We start from the raw sequence: 18,693 nt of genomic DNA, 5'->3' as shown, positions 1-18,693 counted from the left end.
GCTACTCCTTGGTGTAGGGCGTCCCGGACGCGGCGGGCGCGCGGGACCGGCCGACGAGCCCGGCCACCGCCAGCAGCGTCACCACGTACGGGAGCATCAGCATGAACTGGCTCGGGACGGGCGACCCCACGACCGACAGCACGTTCTGCAGGTTCGTCGCGAAGCCGAACAGCAGGCCGGCCAGGGCGGCCCGGAGCGGGTCCCACTTGCCGAAGATGACCGCGGCGAGGGCGATGAAGCCCGCGCCGGCCGTCATCTCGCGGCCGAACTGGTTGATCGACACGACCGTGTAGAACGCGCCGCCGAGCCCGACCACCGCGCCGCCGATCAGCACGGCCCGGTAGCGCGTGCGCAGCACGTCGATGCCCACCGTGTCGGCCGCCTTGGGGTGCTCGCCCACCGCGCGCACCCGCAGGCCCCACTTCGTGCGGAACAGGGCGTACGACACCGCCGGGACCGCGAGGTACATGAGGTAGACGACGATGGTCTGGTTGAACAGCACGGGCCCGATCACGGGGATGCTCTCGAGCCCCGGGACGGGCAGGCGCGGGAACCGGACGGTCGAGTTGAGCGTGTCGGCGTTCGGGACGAGCACCTCGGAGTAGAAGAAGCTCGTCAGGCCGATCACCAGCACGTTGAGCACCACGCCGACGATCACCTGGTTCACCCGGTAGGTGATGGTGAACAGCGCCAGCACCAGGGCCACGAGGGCGCTCGCCAGCACGGCCGCCACCAACCCGGCCCACGGGTTCTTCGTGAGCGACGCGACGATGGCGGCGACGAACGCGCCCGCCAGCAGCTGCCCCTCGATGGCGATGTTGACGACGCCCGCGCGCTCCCCGATGACGCCGCCGAGGGCGCCGTAGACGAGCGGCACCGACAGGCCGATGGCGCCGCCGAGCAGGCCCACCACCGAGATGTCGCGCGGGCTGCCCGCGCCCGCCCAGGCGAGGAACCCGACGAGCAGCGCGGCCGCGAAGACGGCGACCGCCCACACGGGCACCCGCCGCCCCGACCGCGTGCGCACGGCGGCGAACGCCAGCACGGCGAGGCCGACGGCGGCGCAGACCCAGGCCGTCGCCATCGCGGGCACGACGAGGGTCGACAGCACGACGAAGTCGGTGCTGGTCGACAGCGCGAACCGCGCGGAGCCCTCGTGCGGCGCCAGGAGCAGCAGCAGCGCGTACAGGACCAGGACGACCCCGAGGCCGACGACGGCCTTCCAGGTCACCGGTACGGCGGCGCGCGACGCGCTGGCCGGGGCCGCGGCCCCGGGCTGGTCGACGGTCGTGGCGGTCATGCCTGTCCCTCCCCGGCGCCCGGCGCGCCCGCACCGCGGCGGTCACGTCGGCGTTCTCCTCGGCCCTCACGACGACGCGGCGTGCGCTCCGGCTGCGGCAGGCGGAACACCGCCCGCACCAGCGGCGGCGCCGCGATGAACAGCACGATCAGCGACTGCACCACGAGCACGATCTCGATCGGGATGCCCTCGGCCGCCTGCATCGCGGAGCCGCCGGCCTTGAAGCCGCCGAACAGGATGCCCGCGCCGAGCACGCCCCACGGCGAGGACCCGCCCAGCAGCGCCACCGTGATGGCGTCGAAGCCGATGCCCGAGTCGATGTCGGTGCTGAAGCCGGAGGTCACCGTGCCCAGCACCTGCTGCGCCCCGGCGAGGCCGACGAGGCCACCGGCCACCAGCATGACGAGCACCGTGGTGCGCGACACGTCGATGCCGGCCACCCGCGCGGCCTTGGGGTTCTCGCCCACGGCGCGGAAGGCGAAGCCCGTGCTCGACCGGTTGAGCAGCCACCACACCCCGACGACCGCGAGCAGCGCGAGCACGAAGCCCCAGTCGAGGTTGTACTCGCTGCCGAGCAGCGGCGGCAGGACGGCCGAGTCCTGCATCGGCGGCGTCTTCGGGTACGCGGACCCGGGCGCCTGCATGAGCCCCGGCGTCGAGAGCAGGTACGACAGCAGGTAGAGCGCCACGTAGTTGAGCATGATCGTGACGATCACCTCGTGCGCGCCGGTGCGCGCCTTGAGCAGGCCGGCGATGCCCGCCCACAGCGCGCCGGCGGCGACGCCGGCCACGAGGCACACCAGCAGGTGCAGCGGGAACGGGAGCCCGGTCACGGCGAAGCCGATCCAGCCGGCCGCGGTGGCCGCCATGAGCATCTGCCCCTGGCCGCCGATGTTGAACAGCCCGGCGCGGAACGCCAGGGCGACGCCCAGCCCGGCCGCGATGAGCGGCGTGGCGTTGGCGAGCGTCTGCGTCAGCGGCTTGATCCCCTGCGCGAACGTGTCGGCGCTGAAGTTGTACACCGCGCCCTGGAACAGGGCGGAGTACGCGCCGCCCACGGCCTGGCCGACCGCGGCGAGCGTGTCGCCCGGACGTGCGAAGAAGTACGGCGCGGCGGCCTGCACCTTCTCGTCGGTGACGACGATGAGGACCGACCCGGCCAGCACCGCCAGCACGATCGCGCCCAGGGCGACGGCCCAGCCGCCCGACGTCGCGCGGCGCACCGCGTCGCGCCACCGCTGGCCCGACTCCTCGACGGCCGCCGCCTGCTCGCGCGCCGCCTCCTGCTCCAGCTCCTCCGCGAGCCCGGGCTCGGCCGCCGCGTCGACCTGCTCGAGCGCCTCGCCGAGCCGCGACCCGGGGTCGACGTCGGGCCCCTGCCCCTGGTTCTGTGCCGGGTCCTGCGCCCGGTCCTGGGGCGTCTCGCCGCTCACGCCGCGTCTCCTTCTCGATCGGGGCCGCCCTCGGGGGCGACACCGGCCATCATCAGGCCGAGCACGTCGCGCGAGGTGTCCGCCGGCACGATGCCGACGACGCGGCCGCGGTACATCACCATGATCCGGTCGGCGAGGGCCACGGCCTCGTCGAGCTCGGTCGACACGACGACCACCGGGATGCCCGAGTCGCGCGTCTCGACGACGCGCTTGTGGATGAACTCGATCGACCCGACGTCGACGCCGCGGGTCGGCTGCGCGGCCACCAGCAGCCGCAGCTCGCGCGACAGCTCGCGCGCGAGGACGACCTTCTGCTGGTTCCCGCCGGACAGGCGGCCCACGCGCGTCTCGATGCCCTGCGTGCGGACGTCGTACTCCGCGACCTTCTCGCGCGCGAACTCGTCGCGGGCGGCGAGCTGCAGGGCGCCGCGCCGGACGAACGGCGGGCCGTCCGTCCGGTCGAGCACCAGGTTCTCCGCGATCGTGAACTCGCCGACCAGGCCGTCCTCGTTGCGGTCCTCGGGCACGAACCCGACCCCTGCCTGGAGGATCCGGCGCACCGAGCGGCCGACCAGCTCCTTGCCGTCCAGCCGCACGCTGCCGGTGACCTGCTCCTGGAGGCCCACCAGCGCCTCGGTGAGCTCCGTCTGCCCGTTGCCCTGGACGCCTGCCACGACGAGCACCTCGCCGCCGCGCACCGTGAAGCTCACGTCGTCCACCAGCACCTGCCCGTCCGCGCCCGTGACCCGCAGGTCCGTGACGGCGAGCTCGTTGTCGGTGGTGCGGGGCGCGTCCTTGCGCACGGTCAGCTCGACGGCGCGGCCCACCATCAGCGACGCCAGCTCGGCGTCGGTCGCGCCGGGGCTCGCCTCGCCGACCACCTTGCCGTGCCGCACCACCGTGATCCGGTCGGCGACGGCGCGGACCTCGCGCAGCTTGTGCGTGATGAAGACGATCGCGGCGCCCTCGTCGCGCAGCTGCCGCATGATCCCCATGAGCTCGTCGGTCTCCTGGGGGGTGAGCACGGCCGTGGGCTCGTCGAAGACCAGCACGTCGGCGTCGCGCGAGAGCGCCTTGATGATCTCGACCCGCTGCTGCACGCCCACGGGGAGGTCCTCGACCAGGGCGTCGGGGTCCACCTGGAACCCGAACCGGTCCGCGATCTCGGTGACCTTGGAGCGCGCGCTCTCCAGGTCGAGCACGCCGCCGGCCCGCGTCGACTCGTGCCCGAGCATGACGTTCTCGGCCACGGTGAACACCGGGACGAGCATGAAGTGCTGGTGCACCATGCCGATCCCGGCGGCCATCGCGTCGCCGGGACCCTCGAAGGCCTGCGCCTCGTCGTCGAGCAGGATCTCGCCCTCGTCCGCCTGGTACAGGCCGTACAGCACGTTCATCAGGGTGGACTTGCCGGCGCCGTTCTCGCCCAGCAGGCAGTGGATCTCGCCCGGCTCCACCACCAGGTCGATGTGGTCGTTCGCCACGAGGGCGCCGAAGCGTTTCGTGATGCCGCGCAGCTCGAGCCTCATGCTCTGCCTTCCGTCGTCGCGGGTCGTCGGGGGGTCGGGGAGCCCGCCGCGGCCAGCCTCTCACCGGGGCGGCCTCGTCGCCGTCCGCAGGAGATGCCGACCCAGGTCACCCCACAGAGTGCAGACGGTGGCGCGGCCCTGGGGCCGCGCCACCGTCCGTGTGCCGGGACGGCGGTCCGTCACCGGACCGCCGTCGCTGCTACTTGTCCAGGTACGAGGTGACCTCGACCTCGCCCGAGATGATCTGCTCCTGGAGCGCGGTGACCTCGTCCATGAGGGCGGGGTCGACCTTGTCCTCGAAGTTGTGCAGCGGGGCGATGCCCACGCCCTCGTTCTCGAGCGTGCCGATGTACGGCGTCGCGTCGAACTCGCCCTTGGCGGCGGCGCTGACGGCCTCGTAGGTGGAGATGTCCATCCCCTTGAGGATCGACGTCAGCACGTAGTCCTGCGTGGACGGGTCGGACTCGAACAGGTCGGCGTCGACGCCGATGAGCGCGACGTCCTTGCCCGAGTCCTGGATCGCCGCGATCGCGGACTGGTAGATCGGGCCGCCGACCGGCAGGATCACGTCGACGCCCTGGTCGAGGATGTTCTGCGCGGTGGTCTTCGCCGTCTCGTTCGCCTCGAACTTGCCGGTGAAGGAGCCCTTCTCCCCGCCCTCGAAGCCCACGAGCTCGACGTTCTCGCCCTTGGTCTCGTTGTAGTACTCGACGCCCTGCTTGAAACCGTCCATGAAGATGGTCACGGTCGCGATCGGCGCGCCGCCGAAGGTCCCGACCTTGCCGGTCTCGGAGTACCCGGCCGACAGGTAGCCCGCGAGGAACGCGGCCTGCGCCGTGTCGTACAGCAGCGGCTTGACGTTGTCCGCGTCGATCGTCTCGTCGACGAGGATGAACTCGGTGTCCGGGTTCGCCTCGGCGGCCTCCGTGGTCGCGGCGGCCAGGTTGAAGCCGACGGACACGATCGGGGAGCAGCTCTGCCCGACCAGCGACTCCATGTTCGGCTGGTAGTCCGTCTCGGTCTGCGACTGGACGGCGGTGAGCTCGACGCCGAACTCGTCCGCGGCCTTGGTCGCCCCCTCGAAGCTCAGCTGGTTGAAGCTCTTGTCGTCGAACCCACCCTGGTCCGAGACGATGCACGGCTTGAAGCCCTCCACCGCGGCCGCGGCGCTGCTGTCGCCACCGGACTCCTCGGGGGCCTCCGCACAGGCCGCCAGCGCGAGCGCCGCGACGCCGGCGAGGGCCGTGAGCTTGATCGCTCTCTTCACCTGTCGCTCCTGTCGATCGTTCGTCGGGCCAGGATCGTCCGGCCCGTCACCGACGTGAAGCCTAGCCACCGCCACCCCCACCGAGAACCGCAGGCGACGAACCCGCAGGAGTCGTTACCGAAGCGGTATCGACTCCCGAGCGCCGCAACACGCCGGACACTTTCCGGCGTCTCACGGCTGGAGCGCGAAACGTCCCAGCAACCGGGCACCGACGGCGATCGACCGCTCGTCCACGACGAGGTCGCCCTGGTGGATGTCGTAGCGCCGCTCCCCCGGGGTCCCGGTGCCGAGGCGGGCCATCGCGCCCGGCACCTTGGTGAGGTACCAGGCGAAGTCCTCCCCGCCGAGCGACTGCTCGGTGAGCACGACGCCCTCGGGCCCGAGCACCGCCGTCCCCGCCGCCTCGAGCGCGCCCGTCACGGCCGCGTCGTTGTCCACCGGCGGGACGCCGCGCGCGTGCCGCACGGTCACGTCCACCTCGTACGGCGCCACGACCTGCTCCACCGCGTCGTGCAGCACCTGCCCGGCCCGCTCCCACGCGCGCACGTCGAGGCAGCGCAGCGTGCCGGCGACGGTGCCGGTCGCCGGGATCGCGTTGTGCACGTTGCCCGCGTGCACGGCGCCCCACGTGAGGTTCACGCCCGAGCGCGGGTCCAGCCGGCGGCCCAGCACGGCGGGCACCTGCGTGATGACCTGACCCAGGGCGTACACGACGTCGCCCGTCAGGTGCGGGCGGGACGTGTGCCCGCCCGAGGACGACAGGGTGACCGTGACGCTGTCGGAGGCCGAGGTGATCGGCCCGATGCGGGTGCCGACCTGCCCGACGTCCAGCTTGGGCTCGCAGTGCACCGCCGCGATGCGGTCGACGCCGTCGAGCGCGCCCTGGGCGACGACGTCGTGCGCGCCGCCGGGCATGATCTCCTCGGCCGGCTGGAACACGAGCCGGACGCCGCGCTCGAGCAGGCCCTCGTCGTGCAGCGCGGCGAGCGCCAGTCCGGCGCCGAGCACCACGGTGGTGTGCACGTCGTGCCCGCAGGCGTGCGCCACGCCCGGCACCACCGAGCGGAACGGCAGGCCGCACGAGTCGTCGAGGGGCAGCGCGTCGATGTCCGCTCGCAGCGCCACGCGGCCCAGGCCGTCGGGCGACCGGTCGGGGCCGACGTCGCAGACCAGGCCGGTGCCCTCGAGCAGCCTGGGCTCGAGGCCGGCGGCGCGCAGCCGGTCGGCCACGAGCGCCGTGGTGCGGACCTCCTGGCGGCCGAGCTCGGGGTGCGCGTGCACGTCGCGCCGGATCGCGACCAGCTCGTCCTCGAGCGCCGCGACGATCTCGTCCAGCCGCGCCCCGGCCTCGCGGGCGCTCACAGGACGTCCTCCCGTCCGTGGGCGCGCATCGCGTCGACCATGTCCTTCACCTGCTGCGCGCGGGCACGGGTGGTCACGAGGAGCGCGTCGGGGGTGTCGACCACGACGACGTCGTCGATGCCGAGCAGCGCGACCACCCGGTCGCCGCCGGGCACGACGACCGAGCCGGCCGACTGCACCCGCACGACGTCGGCCGGGTCGCCCAGCACCTTGGAGCCGCCCTCGTCGTCCGACGGCAGGAGCGCGGCGAGCGAGTTGAAGTCGCCGACGTCGTCCCAGCCGAACGTGCCGGGGACGACGGCGACGCCGCCCTCGGCCGCGACGGGCTCCGCGACGGCATGGTCGATCGCGATCTTCTCGAGGCCGGGCCACACCCGGGCGACCACGGCCGCACGGTCGGGCGTGTCCCAGGCGGCGGCGATCTCCCGCAGCCCGTCGTGCAGGGCGGGGCGGTGCGTCGCGAGGTGGCCCAGGAGCACGGAGCTGCGGGCCACGAAGATGCCGGCGTTCCAGCGGTACTCGCCGGACGCCACGTACTCGCGGGCCGTCGCGGCGTCGGGCTTCTCCGTGAAGCCGCGCACGTGCAGGGCGCTCGGCGCGCCCTCGACGCCGAGCGGCTCGCCGCTGCGCACGTAGCCGAACGCCACGGACGGGCGCGAGGCGGCGATGCCGATGGTCGCGACGTAGCCGGCGCGCGCGGCCGCGACCGCCTCCCGCACCGCGGCGTCGAACGACGCCGCGCCGGACACCACCTGGTCCGCGGCGAACGAGCCCACGACGACGTCCCCGTGCCGCCGCTCCAGCACGGCCGCGGCCAGCCCGATGGCCGCCATCGAGTCGCGCGGCGAGGGCTCGGCGAGCACGGCGTCCTCGGCCAGCTCGGGCAGCTGCTCTCGTGCGGCCGCGACGTGCGGCTCACCGGTGACGAGCACGACCCCGCCGCCCGCGAGCGGGCGCAGCCGGTCGACCGTGCCCTGCAGCAGCGTGCGGCCCGCGCCGGTGAGGTCGTGCAGGAACTTCGGCGCGCCCGCGCGGGAGAGCGGCCACAGCCGGGTGCCGGCACCCCCGGCGGGGATCACGGCGTAGAACCCGGGGACCGGTGAACGGGAGGGGGGCGCCGCAGTGCTCATCCCCGCAGCATAAGCGTGCTGACGACGCGGCCGTCGGCGACGTCAACCCTGTGGAATAGGTCACGAAAGACACCGGACCGTCCCGGTTTGCCGGACCTCGTGTGCCGCGAGACGACCGGATGTCACTACAGTGACCGTGAACGGAATCCACACAGAATCCGCCAACGGAGGCTCCCCCCGTGCCTACAGCACCTGCTGGCACGCTCTACCGCGGCCGTGAAGGCATGTGGTCCTGGGTCGCGCATCGCGTGACCGGCGTGCTCATCTTCTTCTTCCTCCTCGTGCACATCCTGGACACGGCTCTCGTCCGGGTGTCGCCCGAGGCCTACAACGCCGTCATCGGGACGTACCAGACGCCGATCATGGGACTCGGGGAGGCCGGCCTCGTCGCCGCGATCGTCTTCCACGCGTTCAACGGCATCCGCGTGATCCTCGTCGACTTCTGGGCCAAGGGCCCGAAGTACCAGAGGACGATGCTCTGGGTCGTCGTCGGCCTGTTCGTCGTGACCATGGCCGGCTTCCTGCCGCGGCACCTGATGAACGTCTTCGGAGGTGGGCACTGATGGCCTCGACCCAGACCCCGTCCGCCATCGCGGCCCCGCGGTCCCCCTACGCCCGCCGCAAGACGACCCGCGGCAACTACGAGCTGTACAGCTGGGTCTTCATGCGGGCGTCCGGCGTCGTGCTGGTCGTGCTGATCTTCGGCCACCTCTTCGTCAACCTCATGGTGGGCGAGGGCGTGCACGCGATCGACTTCGCCTTCGTCGGCGGCAAGTGGTCCAGCCCCTTCTGGCAGGTCTGGGACCTGCTGATGCTGTGGCTCGCGATGATCCACGGGACCAACGGCGTGCGGACGATCATCAACGACTACGCCCAGAAGGACTCCACCCGCGGCGTGCTCAAGGTGCTGCTGTACCTGGCGTTCACGATCGTGGTCGTGCTCGGCACCCTCGTGATCTTCACGTTCAACCCCTGCCCGCCGGGCGCCCCGGCCGAGCTCCTGCCGTCGATCTGCTTCTCGAACTAAGGACAGGCACCCCCCGATGCAGACACATCAGTACGACGTCGTCATCGTCGGCGCAGGCGGCGCCGGCATGCGCGCGGCGCTCGAGGCCTCCGGCGAGGCCCGCACCGCGGTGATCTCGAAGCTCTACCCCACCCGCTCCCACACCGGTGCCGCCCAGGGCGGCATGGCGGCAGCCCTCGCCAACGTCGAGGAGGACAACTGGGAGTGGCACACGTTCGACACCGTCAAGGGCGGTGACTACCTGGTCGACCAGGACGCGGCGGAGATCCTCGCGAAGGAGGCCATCGACTCGGTCCTCGACCTGGAGAAGATGGGCCTGCCGTTCAACCGCACGCCCGAGGGCCGCATCGACCAGCGCCGGTTCGGCGGGCACACCCGCGAGCACGGCCAGGCCGCCGTGCGCCGCGCCTGCTACGCCGCGGACCGCACCGGCCACATGATCCTGCAGACGCTGTACCAGAACTGCGTGAAGCAGAACGTCGAGTTCTACAACGAGTTCTACGTGCTGGACCTGCTCACGGACCACGACCTCACCACCGAGCAGATCGAGGACGGGGCCGAGGTCAACGCGACCGGCGTCGTCGCCTACGACCTGGCCAGCGGCGAGATCCACGTGTTCCAGGCGAAGGCGATCATCTTCGCCACCGGCGGCGCGGGCAAGATCTTCAAGACGACGTCGAACGCGCACACCCTCACGGGCGACGGCATGGCGCTGGCGTACCGCCGCGGCCTGCCGCTGGAGGACATGGAGTTCTTCCAGTTCCACCCGACGGGCCTCGCGGGCCTCGGCATCCTCCTGTCGGAGGCGGCGCGCGGCGAGGGCGGCATCCTGCGCAACTCCGACGGCGAGCGCTTCATGGAGCGCTACGCCCCCACCATCAAGGACCTCGCGCCGCGCGACATCGTCGCCCGCTCGATGGCCAACGAGGTGCGCGAGGGCCGCGGCGCCGGCCCGAACAAGGACTACGTGCTGCTCGACCTGACGCACCTGGAGCCCGCGCACATCGACGCGAAGCTCCCGGACATCACCGAGTTCGCCCGCACGTACCTCGGCATCGAGCCGTACACCGAGCCCGTGCCCGTCTACCCGACGGCGCACTACGCGATGGGCGGCGTGCCGACCAACATCCTGGGCGAGGTGCTGCGCGACAGCCACAACGTCGTCAAGGGCCTCTACGCGGCCGGCGAGGTCGCGTGCGTGTCCGTGCACGGCTCGAACCGCCTCGGCACCAACTCGCTGCTCGACATCAACGTCTTCGGCAAGCGCGCCGGCCGCTCCGCCGCCGCGTACGCGAAGTCGGCGGGCCCGCACCGGGAGCTCCCGGAGAACCCGACCGCCCGCGTCGAGGCACAGCTCGCCGAGATGCGCGACCGCCCCGACGGCGAGCGCGTCGCGGACGTCCGCAAGGCGCTGCAGGAGACCATGGACGCGAACGCCCAGGTGTTCCGCACCGGCGACTCCCTCAACGAGGCGCTGGCGGAGATCCGGGACCTGCAGAAGCGGTACCGGAACGTCTCCGTCCAGGACAAGGGCAAGCTGTTCAACACGGACCTGCTCGAGGCGATCGAGCTCGGCTTCCTGCTGGACATCGCCGAGGTGACCGTCGTCGCCGCCCTCAACCGCAAGGAGTCGCGCGGCGGGCACTACCGGGAGGACTACCCGGACCGCGACGACGCGAACTACATGCTGCACACGATGGCGTACCGCCGTCCGACGTCGGCCCCCGACGCCGGCGACGGCCACGTCCCGGGCTACTTCGACCACGTCGAGGACTTCGGGGACTACAAGGTCGTCCTGGGGTCCAAGCCCGTCATCCAGACCCGGTACGAGCCCATGGAGCGGAAGTACTGATGACTGCTGTACTCGAGAACCCCGCCACCGAGCCGAAGGCCGGTGCCGTCCCCAGCTTCGAGGTCACGCTCCGCATCCGGCGGTACAACCCCGAGTCGGAGCACGGCGAGGAGTCGACCTGGGACGACTTCACGGTCCAGGTGCACGGTACGGACCGCGTCCTCGACGCGCTGCACATGATCAAGTGGGAGCAGGACGGGTCGCTGACCTTCCGCCGCTCCTGCGCGCACGGGGTCTGCGGCTCCGACGCCATGCGGATCAACGGCCGCAACCGGCTCGCCTGCAAGACGCTCCTCAAGGACGTCAACCCGGACAAGCCGATCACCGTCGAGCCCATCAAGGGCCTGCCCGTGGTCAAGGATCTCGTCGTGGACATGGAGCCGTTCTTCGCCTCCTACCGCGAGATCATGCCGTTCCTCATCACCTCGGGGAACGAGCCGACGCGTGAGCGCCTGCAGTCCGCCGAGGACCGCGAGCGCTTCGACGACACCACCAAGTGCATCCTGTGCGCCGCGTGCACGTCGTCCTGCCCCGTGTTCTGGACCGACGGCCAGTACTTCGGCCCGGCCGCGATCGTCAACGCGCACCGGTTCATCTTCGACAGCCGCGACGAGGGCGCCACGCAGCGCCTGGAGATCCTCAACGACAAGGAGGGCGTGTGGCGCTGCCGCACGACCTTCAACTGCACCGAGGCCTGCCCGCGCGGCATCGAGGTCACCAAGGCGATCCAGGAGGTCAAGCGCGCGATGATCACGCGCGCGTTCTGACCCCCGGCCCGTTCCTCCGGCCGACCCCGCGGACGCTCGACTCCCGCAGCGCCCAGGAGCCCCGTCGTACCCCGCGGACGACGGGGCTCCACGGCTTTCCGGAGCCCTGCCCGCGGCGCACCACGCGCTCGATCTCCGCGGCGTCCCGCATCGCGGCGACCTCCGCCTCCGCGTGCGCGATCTCGTCCAGCCGGGGCGGGTCGTACACCCACGCGCAGACCAGCAGCAGCACCCGGGCCACGAAGTTCACCAGCACCAGGACCGTCACGAGGCCCGCGAACGCCGCGAGCAGCGCGTTGCGGTCGGCGCCCGCCGCCACCACGGACGTGCCCAGCCAGCGCAGCGCGCCGGCGACGACCCCCGCCGCCAGGCAGCCGACGAAGAAGTCCCGTCGGCGGCGCGGCCTGACCCGGGCCACGACTCGCACGATGAGATAGACGAGCAGCGCGTCGAGCAGCACGCCCACCACGGCCGTGCCGAGCGCGGTGAGCTGGGCGAGCACGTACGAGCTGCCGAACCACGCCTGCATCTGTCGGCTGAACGTCTGCGAGAGGACGCTCGCCCCCGCGGAGGCCACGATCATCGCGCCGAGGATGACGAACCCGAGCAGCTCCCAGATCTTCGACAGCACGGGGCTGACGCCCACCACCGGCTGGTCGAACATCGACCGCACCGAGATGCGCAGGGCGCGCATGAACCCGATCGCGGTCCAGAGGAAGACGACCGAGGCGATCACGCTCGTCCAGGTCAGCGCGGAGTCGAGCACGAGCTCGCTCGGGACGAGGACGCCGTTCGGGTTGTCGGCGGTCTTGATGAGGCCCGGTAGCCAGTCGTTGATCTGCTCGAAGACCTCGTCCTGCAGCTCCTGCCGCCCCGCCAGCACCCGCGAGAACACGGTGAATCCGATCGTCAGTGCCGCGAAGAGCGAGAAGATCGCGGTGTAGGCGATGCCGCCGCACAGGAGGGCGCCGCGGCGGTCGACGTACCAGTACCACGACCGCACGGGCCGCAGGCTCTTGAACCACTGGTACGCGACGAGGGACCGGCTCTTCGCCCGTTCGAGTCGGTCGTTCACACCGCGACCCTAGGGAGCGGGGTGCTCCCCCGCGAGCCGGAACGAGCGTTGCGGTCGCCACACGCCGTCGTCGCCGTGCTCGTACTGCCAGAGCCGGTCCACCTCGAAGACGCCGTCGAAGTCGGCCATCTCGACGAAGGCGCGGTCCAGGTCGGCCTCGGAGACCTCGTGCGCGACGGTGACGTGCGGGTGGTAGTTGAACCGCAGGTCCTGGGCCAGCACGCCCGAGCGGGCGGCGGTCTCGAGCTGCTCGCACTCCGCGATGCCCTCGGCGAGGGCCACGAACACCACGGGCGAGATCGGGCGGAACGTGCCCGCCCCGCGCAGGTGGACCCGGAACGGCTCCGTCTCGGCCGCGACCTTCTCGAGGTGCTCGACCACCGCGTCCAGCACGGACTCGTCGACCACCGTGGGGCCGATCACCGTGATGTGCGGCGGGATCGCGTGGGCCAGCGGGTCGCCCAGCTCGGCGCGGGCCTCCTGGAGCCGCGAGCCGAACGGCTCGGGCACCGCGATGGCGACGCCGATCCGTACCTGGGCCGGGCCGCGGTCGGGGAGGTTCACCGGGCGCCCCGGGGCAGCAGACCGAACCGGTCGTAGACGCGGTCGAGCACCGGGCGCGCGATGTCCCGCGCGCGCTCGGCGCCGTCGGCGAGCACCTTGTCGAGCTGCGCCGGGTCGGACAGGTAGGTCTGCGCCCGCGCCTGGAACGGCTCGAGGAAGGCGACGACGGCGTCGGCCAGGTCGACCTTGAGGTAGCCGTAGCCGCGTCCGTCGTACTCGGCGGCGATCTCGTCGACGCCGCGGCCGGTGACGGCCGAGAAGATCGTGAGCAGGTTCGAGATCCCCGGCTTGGCCGCAGGGTCGTAGCGCACCCCGTACGTCTCGTCGGCGTCCGTGACGGCCGACTTGATCGCCTTGACGGCCTTCTTCGGGTCCTCGAGCAGCCAGACGACGCCCTTGCCGCCCGCGTTCGACTTGCTCATCTTCGCCGTCGGCTCCTGGAGGTCCTGGATCTTCGCCACGGCCTTGACGATGTGCGCCTCGGGGACGACGGCGGTGCCCTCGCCGAAGCGCGCGTTCAGCCGCTCGGCCAGGTCGCGGGTGAGCTCGAGGTGCTGGCGCTGGTCCTCGCCGACCGGCACGAGCGCCGTGTCGTACAGGAGGATGTCCGCGGCCATGAGCACGGGGTAGGTGAACAGGCCCACCGTGGTGCCCTCGGAGCCCTGCTTGGCGGACTTGTCCTTGAACTGGGTCATGCGCCCGGCCTCGCCGAAACCGGTCTGGCAGGACAGGAGCCACGCCAGCTCCGCGTGCTCGGCCACGTGCGACTGCACGAACAGGATCGACCGCTCGGGGTCGATGCCGCCGGCCAGGTACTGGGCGGCGGTGCGGCGGGTGCGCTCGCGCAGCGCCGCCGGGTCCGGGTTCACCGTCAGGGCGTGGAGGTCGACGACGCAGTACAGCGCCTCGTGGCCGTCCTGGAGCGCCACCCACTGGGCGAGGGCGCCCAGGTAGTTCCCGAGGTGCAGCGACCCGTCGGTCGGCTGCATGCCGGAGAAGATGCGGGGCAGTCCCGGCGCGGACGCTCCGCGCTGGAGGGACGGTGAGGTGGCGACGTCGGACATGGCGTCCATTGTGGCAGGTCGGCGGGACCGCTCGGAAACCCGTCCGCACCCGGCCCGACGCGCTGCCCCGGGGGCCGCGCGACCGGTCAGGTGGCCTCGTCGTCGAACGGGGCCGGCACCGCGGCGCGCCGCTCGTCGGAGGCGCTGGTGGCGGCGGCGGCCGCGGTGCCGCCCGCCGCCGCGGCGGCGCGGGGCGCGGGGGCCGGATCGTCGTCGTCGTCCATGAGCGCATCGCGCACGATGCGGCGGGGGTCGTACTGGCGCGGGTCGAGCTTGGACCAGTCGACGTCCTTGAACTCCGGCCCCAGCTCGGTGTCCACGCGCGCCTTGGTGTCCTGCAGCAGGCGCTTGCCGCGCTTCACGAGCGACGCCAGCTGGGCGGCATACCCGGGGAGGCGCTCGGGCCCGATGAGCAGGACGGCGAGCACCACGATGATGAGGAGCTCACCGCCGTTGATGTCGAACACGCGGACAGCCTATTCGCTCTCGCGCTCCTGCAGCACCACCCTGACGTCGCGCTCCTCGCCGTCGGTGCGCACACGCAGCGTCACCGCGTCCCCGGGCTGGCGGGCGCGGATCGCCACGATGAGGGCGTCGCTCACGGTCACGGGCCGGCCGTCGATCTCCAGGATGACGTCGCCGGGGCGGATGCCGGCCCGGTCGGCCGGGCCGTCAGGGGTGACGGCCGGTTGGCCCTGCTGGGGCCCGGACGACACCTGCACCCCCTCCCCGGTGTACGTCGTGTCGAGCAGCGCCCCGATCACCGGGTACGTCGCGTGCCCCGACTCGATGAGCTGCTCGGCGGTGTGCCGCGCCTGCGACGCGGGGATCGCGAAGCCCAGGCCGATGCTGCCGGTGGCGGACATCGCGCCCGGCGGCTGCGCGATCGCCGAGTTGATCCCCACCACCTCGCCGCTCGAGTCGATCAGCGGGCCGCCCGAGTTGCCCGGGTTGATCGCCGCGTCGGTCTGGATCGCGTCGATGAACGCCGTCGCCGCACCTCCCCCGGTCTCGTCCCCCGCCTGCACCGGCCGGTGCAGGGCGCTGACGATGCCGGTCGTCACCGTGGAGTCCAGGCCCAGCGGGGCGCCGACGGCGAGCACGGGGTCGCCGACCACCACGGCGTCGGAGTCCCCGAGGACCAGCGGCTCCAGGCCGTCGGCGTCCACCTTCACCACGGCCAGGTCGTAGTCCGCGGTGCGGCCGACCACCTCGGCGTCGCGCTTGCGGCCGTCGGCGAAGACCACGACCGCCGAGCCCCCCGACGCCGCCGCAGGGGCGACCACGTGGTTGTTCGTGAGGATGTACCCGTCCTCGCGCAGCACGAAGCCCGACCCGCTGGACGCCCCGCTCGCGCCCTGCACCTGGATCGAGACGACGCTCGGCAGCACGTCGGCGGCGAGCGCCGCGACGGAACCGTCCGGGCGGTCCGCGCCGGCGGACGCCCCGGCGGCCGTGCCCTCGTCCGCGTCCCGTCCGCCCGACGTCGGCAGCGCCGCGTCCGCGGGCCTCCCGTCGTCCAGGGCGTCCGACACGCGGTCCCCCGCGAAGCCGCCGACGGCACCCGCGACGAGGGCCAGCACCACGACCGTCGCCGCCCCCGGGCGCCGACGGCGCGCCGGCCGCGCGGGAGCCGCCGTCTCCGGCACTGCGGTCGGCGGCTCGGTCGGCGGCTCGGTCGGCGGCTCGGTCGGCGGCGCGGTCGGCGGCGCGGTGTCGGCCGGCACCGGCCTCGCTGACACCGTGGCAGGGAACAGGCTCGCCGCCGGCGGCGGCACGTACGGGTCGGGCTCCGGCGCCCGGGCCGGTGGCTCGGGCGGCGCGAACAGGTCGTCGGCGGGGCGGGACGATTCGGTCATCGGCGCCAGACGGCTCCTGTCATCGCTCCGGACATGGCGCCGGACATCGCGCCGGTCATGATGGTCCAGCCGCGGGAGATCTCGCGCAGCACGCCCGTGTCGTCCCCCGCGGCGGAGCCCGGGAAGGCCGCCACGAGCTCGGCGAGCGCGTCGGCGTCGACGTCGGTCGCCACGTCGACGACGGTGTCTCCCGACTGCCAGGCGACGTGCCACGGATCGGCGGAGAGCACCCGCACGTCGTGACCACGGACGGCGAGCCCGCCCGTCGACCCGTCGGTGGCTCCGCCGGTGGTCCCGGCGACGGCCGTGCCCAGGTCCGCGAGCCGGCCCTGGCGCAGGCAGGCGACGGCGCTCCCGTCCGGCCCGGACAGGTCCAGCTCGACGGCCGCCGCGTCCGGGCCGCCGTCGCCGGCGCAGCCGTCCGTGCGCAGCGCGGTCACGGCGTACCCGTCGGGCAGCGCGGCGGGCGCGGACCAGCCGTGGTCGGCCAGCCAGGCGAGTGCGTCGGCGGTGGCCGCGCGGCCGGCCGCCACGTCGTGCCCGCCCGGCTCGGCGTCCGCCAGCAGCGTCAGTGCCGCGACCCGCGACGGGTCCGGGCTCACGACGGGGGCCTGCCCCAGCACGAACAGCGCGACGCCGAGCACGCCGACGCCGCCCGCCCCCGCGGCGACCAGCCGCCGGGTCCGGTGCCGCCGTCGGGAGCCCAGGTCGCCGGAGAGGGTCGGCTCCCACGCCCGGGGCCGCTCCCAGTCCGCGGACCGGCCGCGGTCGCGCAGCGGGTCGCCGGTCGCCGACGGGATGGACGCCGACAGCGCGAGCAGGCGGTTCGTGAGCTCCGGGTCGGGCGCGACGTCGCAGGCTGCCGCGAGCGCGCGGTGCGCGGCCCGGGCCGCGTCGAGCTCGGTCGCGCACCGGGGGCAGCCCGCGACGTGCGCGAGCGCCCGCTCGGTCGCCGCGGCGTCGAGCTGGCCGTCGGCCAGGTCGCTCACCCAGGCCCCGAGGTGCCCGGACCCGGCGTACCCCGTCACGACGCCGCCCCGCCGTTCGCGTCCCGCGCGGTCACCTCCGCGCGCCGGTGCTCCAGCGCGTCGCGGAGCTGCGCACGGGCGCGGTGGATGCGGGAGCGGACCGTGCCGAGCTTGATGCCCAGCGTGACGGCGATCTCCTCGTAGCTGAGGCCCTCGATGTCGCACAGGACGACCGCGGCGCGGTACTCCGGGCGCAGCGCGTCGAGCGCGGCCTGCACGTCGTGGTCCAGGTTGGCGTGCTCGAACCCGCGCTCGGGGCGACCGTGGTCCTCGGGGGCCGCCACGCGGGCGGCGTCGTCGCCCATCGCCTCCATGCGGATGCGCTTCTTGCGCCGCACCTGGTCCAGGAACAGGTTCGTCGTGATGCGGTGCAGCCACCCCTCGAACGTGCCGGGGGTGTAGCTGGAGAGCGACCGGAACACGCGCAGGAACGTCTCCTGGGTGAGGTCCTCGGCGTCCTGCCGGTTGCCGCTCAGCCGGTACGCGAGCCGGTACACGCGCGCCGAGTGCTCGCGCACGATCTCGTCCCACGTCGGGGGCGTCCATCCCGTCGCGGACGCGGCGTCCTCGGGCGCGCCGGAGGTCGCCTCGGCGGGGGCCTCGGGCACGTCCTGCACGGGAGCGGGGTCGGTCGTCATCATCACCATCGTCCCACGGCAACGTCCGGGCGCGCCGCGGCGTTCCCGCGTACGATCACCGCAGCACCACCCGCGCCGGCCGTCCGCCGGCGACCCCGCCGTGGAGGACCGCCATCACCACCGACGTCGACGCCCGCAGCGGTCGCACCGCAGCCTGGGCCTACAGCGAGTCCTTCGTCCCCGAGGACGAGGCGCTGCTCCGTGCCCGCGAGCGCGCGGCGGAGCTCGGCTGCGGGGCCGTCTCCCCCGGCACGGGGGCGCTGCTGCAGGTCGTGGCCGCGGCGCTCGGCGCCCGGGCCGTCGTCGAGGTCGGCACGGGCACCGGCGTCGCCGCCCTCTGGCTCCTGCGCGGCATGCCCGCCGACGGCGTGCTCACGACCATCGACGCCGAGCTCGAGCACCAGCGCGCCGCGAAGCGGGCCTTCGCCGAGGCCGGGATCGCGCCGGGCCGCACCCGCGCCATCCCCGGCCGGCCGGCCGACGTCCTGCCCCGGCTGACCGACGGCGCGTACGACCTCGTGCTCGTCGGGGCGGAGCCGCACTCCTATCCCGAGTACGTCGAGGCCAGCCTGCGGCTGCTGCGCCCCGGCGGCGTCCTCGCCGTCGACGGCGCGCTCCACGGCGGGCGCGTGCCCGATCCCGCGCGGCGCGACGAGGTGACCACCGTGGTGCGCGACGTCGGGCGCGCGCTGCGCTCCGACGACCGGGTGCTGTCCGCCCTGGCCCCGTCGGGGGACGGCCTGCTGCTCGCCGTACGGCGCTGAGACACGGCGGGCGCCGGGCGACCTCGTCGCCCGG

At 73.2% G+C, this 18,693-nt stretch carries 18 protein-coding genes; 5 read left to right on the top strand and 13 right to left on the bottom strand.

What is annotated here, in order from left to right; all coding sequences use genetic code 11:
• Position 1 precedes the first annotated feature (1 nt).
• The 6 genes from ACFQ8T_RS12305 to ACFQ8T_RS12280 all read right to left on the bottom strand — a co-directional run bounded on the left by ACFQ8T_RS12305 (position 2) and on the right by ACFQ8T_RS12280 (position 8,021).
• Positions 2–1,300, bottom strand: coding sequence for an ABC transporter permease (locus ACFQ8T_RS12305; protein ID WP_430546818.1), 1,299 nt, complete (start codon positions 1,298–1,300; stop codon positions 2–4).
• Positions 1,297–2,733: an ABC transporter permease gene (locus ACFQ8T_RS12300; protein WP_430546817.1), complete on the bottom strand. Its 1,437-nt coding sequence runs from the start codon at positions 2,731–2,733 to the stop codon at positions 1,297–1,299. Before ACFQ8T_RS12300 ends, ACFQ8T_RS12305 begins: the two co-directional genes overlap by 4 nt.
• Entirely contained in the window at positions 2,730–4,262 is a 1,533-nt protein-coding gene (locus ACFQ8T_RS12295; protein ID WP_430546816.1) for an ABC transporter ATP-binding protein, read from the bottom strand. The genes ACFQ8T_RS12300 and ACFQ8T_RS12295 overlap by 4 nt, the downstream gene beginning before the upstream one ends.
• 199 nt (positions 4,263–4,461) lie before the next feature.
• Positions 4,462–5,529 (bottom strand): BMP family protein, encoded by a 1,068-nt coding sequence (locus tag ACFQ8T_RS12290; protein WP_430546815.1) that lies wholly within the window; start codon positions 5,527–5,529, stop codon positions 4,462–4,464.
• A gap of 171 nt (positions 5,530–5,700) precedes the next feature.
• On the bottom strand, positions 5,701–6,891 hold the full coding sequence (locus ACFQ8T_RS12285) for an amidohydrolase (protein WP_430546814.1): 1,191 nt from the start codon (positions 6,889–6,891) through the stop codon (positions 5,701–5,703).
• Entirely contained in the window at positions 6,888–8,021 is a 1,134-nt protein-coding gene (locus tag ACFQ8T_RS12280) for a mannose-1-phosphate guanylyltransferase (RefSeq protein WP_430546813.1), read from the bottom strand. The genes ACFQ8T_RS12285 and ACFQ8T_RS12280 overlap by 4 nt, the downstream gene beginning before the upstream one ends.
• Before the next feature lie 179 nt (positions 8,022–8,200).
• Between ACFQ8T_RS12280 and sdhC the strand changes: the two genes are divergently transcribed.
• The 4 genes from sdhC to ACFQ8T_RS12260 are packed head-to-tail and all read left to right on the top strand — an operon-like array spanning position 8,201 to position 11,667.
• Complete coding sequence (sdhC, locus tag ACFQ8T_RS12275; RefSeq protein WP_429762505.1) at positions 8,201–8,584, top strand: succinate dehydrogenase, cytochrome b556 subunit; 384 nt, start codon at positions 8,201–8,203, stop codon at positions 8,582–8,584.
• On the top strand, positions 8,584–9,048 hold the full coding sequence (locus ACFQ8T_RS12270; protein ID WP_430546812.1) for a succinate dehydrogenase hydrophobic membrane anchor subunit: 465 nt from the start codon (positions 8,584–8,586) through the stop codon (positions 9,046–9,048). Before sdhC ends, ACFQ8T_RS12270 begins: the two co-directional genes overlap by 1 nt.
• A 16-nt stretch (positions 9,049–9,064) precedes the next feature.
• Entirely contained in the window at positions 9,065–10,900 is a 1,836-nt protein-coding gene (gene sdhA / locus ACFQ8T_RS12265; protein ID WP_430546811.1) for a succinate dehydrogenase flavoprotein subunit, read from the top strand.
• On the top strand, positions 10,900–11,667 hold the full coding sequence (locus ACFQ8T_RS12260; protein ID WP_429762508.1) for a succinate dehydrogenase iron-sulfur subunit: 768 nt from the start codon (positions 10,900–10,902) through the stop codon (positions 11,665–11,667). Before sdhA ends, ACFQ8T_RS12260 begins: the two co-directional genes overlap by 1 nt.
• On the opposite strand, the gene ACFQ8T_RS12255 is transcribed toward ACFQ8T_RS12260, so the two are convergent.
• The 7 genes from ACFQ8T_RS12255 to sigE form a co-directional block, all read right to left on the bottom strand.
• Complete coding sequence (locus ACFQ8T_RS12255) at positions 11,651–12,742, bottom strand: YihY/virulence factor BrkB family protein (RefSeq protein ID WP_430546810.1); 1,092 nt, start codon at positions 12,740–12,742, stop codon at positions 11,651–11,653. The two genes, ACFQ8T_RS12260 and ACFQ8T_RS12255, sit on opposite strands and share 17 nt — an antisense overlap.
• 9 nt (positions 12,743–12,751) lie before the next feature.
• Entirely contained in the window at positions 12,752–13,306 is a 555-nt protein-coding gene (locus tag ACFQ8T_RS12250; RefSeq protein WP_430546809.1) for a 2'-5' RNA ligase family protein, read from the bottom strand.
• A complete protein-coding gene (gene trpS / locus ACFQ8T_RS12245; RefSeq protein WP_429762511.1) occupies positions 13,303–14,370 on the bottom strand; it encodes a tryptophan--tRNA ligase in 1,068 nt (355 codons plus the stop codon). Before trpS ends, ACFQ8T_RS12250 begins: the two co-directional genes overlap by 4 nt.
• 86 nt (positions 14,371–14,456) lie before the next feature.
• Positions 14,457–14,837, bottom strand: coding sequence for a Sec-independent protein translocase TatB (locus tag ACFQ8T_RS12240; RefSeq protein ID WP_430546808.1), 381 nt, complete (start codon positions 14,835–14,837; stop codon positions 14,457–14,459).
• Between the two features lie 9 nt (positions 14,838–14,846).
• On the bottom strand, positions 14,847–16,229 hold the full coding sequence (locus ACFQ8T_RS12235) for a S1C family serine protease (RefSeq protein ID WP_430546807.1): 1,383 nt from the start codon (positions 16,227–16,229) through the stop codon (positions 14,847–14,849).
• Positions 16,226–17,257 carry a zf-HC2 domain-containing protein gene (locus ACFQ8T_RS12230; protein WP_430546806.1) on the bottom strand — a complete coding sequence of 344 codons (1,032 nt, stop codon included), beginning with the start codon at positions 17,255–17,257 and terminating at the stop codon, positions 16,226–16,228. The genes ACFQ8T_RS12235 and ACFQ8T_RS12230 overlap by 4 nt, the downstream gene beginning before the upstream one ends.
• A complete protein-coding gene (gene sigE, locus ACFQ8T_RS12225; protein ID WP_430546805.1) occupies positions 17,254–17,904 on the bottom strand; it encodes an RNA polymerase sigma factor SigE in 651 nt (216 codons plus the stop codon). The genes ACFQ8T_RS12230 and sigE overlap by 4 nt, the downstream gene beginning before the upstream one ends.
• On the opposite strand from sigE, the gene ACFQ8T_RS12220 reads away from it, so the two are divergent.
• Positions 17,802–18,659, top strand: a complete 858-nt coding sequence (locus ACFQ8T_RS12220; RefSeq protein ID WP_430546952.1) for an O-methyltransferase — start codon at positions 17,802–17,804, stop codon at positions 18,657–18,659. The two genes, sigE and ACFQ8T_RS12220, sit on opposite strands and share 103 nt — an antisense overlap.
• The last annotated feature ends 34 nt before the right edge of the window (positions 18,660–18,693 follow it).

It is taken from the genome of Isoptericola sp. NPDC056618, from assembly GCF_042792715.1.
GTDB lineage: Bacteria > Actinomycetota > Actinomycetes > Actinomycetales > Cellulomonadaceae > Isoptericola > Isoptericola nanjingensis.
Note: the sequence above shows the minus strand (reverse complement) of the source record. Positions and strands in the feature narration are given on the sequence as shown.

Bases quoted from the DNA above. Each gene is read 5' to 3' on its own strand.
- trpS (WP_429762511.1), bottom strand. From the start codon at position 14,370: ATGTCCGACGTCGCCACCTCACCGTCCCTCCAGCGCGGAGCGTCCGCG.
- ACFQ8T_RS12280 (WP_430546813.1), bottom strand. From the start codon at position 8,021: ATGAGCACTGCGGCGCCCCCCTCCCGTTCACCGGTCCCCGGGTTCTAC.
- ACFQ8T_RS12235 (WP_430546807.1), bottom strand. From the start codon at position 16,229: ATGACCGAATCGTCCCGCCCCGCCGACGACCTGTTCGCGCCGCCCGAG.
- sigE (WP_430546805.1), bottom strand. From the start codon at position 17,904: ATGGTGATGATGACGACCGACCCCGCTCCCGTGCAGGACGTGCCCGAG.
- ACFQ8T_RS12295 (WP_430546816.1), bottom strand. From the start codon at position 4,262: ATGAGGCTCGAGCTGCGCGGCATCACGAAACGCTTCGGCGCCCTCGTG.
- ACFQ8T_RS12270 (WP_430546812.1), top strand. From the start codon at position 8,584: ATGGCCTCGACCCAGACCCCGTCCGCCATCGCGGCCCCGCGGTCCCCC.
- ACFQ8T_RS12260 (WP_429762508.1), top strand. From the start codon at position 10,900: ATGACTGCTGTACTCGAGAACCCCGCCACCGAGCCGAAGGCCGGTGCC.
- ACFQ8T_RS12305 (WP_430546818.1), bottom strand. From the start codon at position 1,300: ATGACCGCCACGACCGTCGACCAGCCCGGGGCCGCGGCCCCGGCCAGC.
- sdhA (WP_430546811.1), top strand. From the start codon at position 9,065: ATGCAGACACATCAGTACGACGTCGTCATCGTCGGCGCAGGCGGCGCC.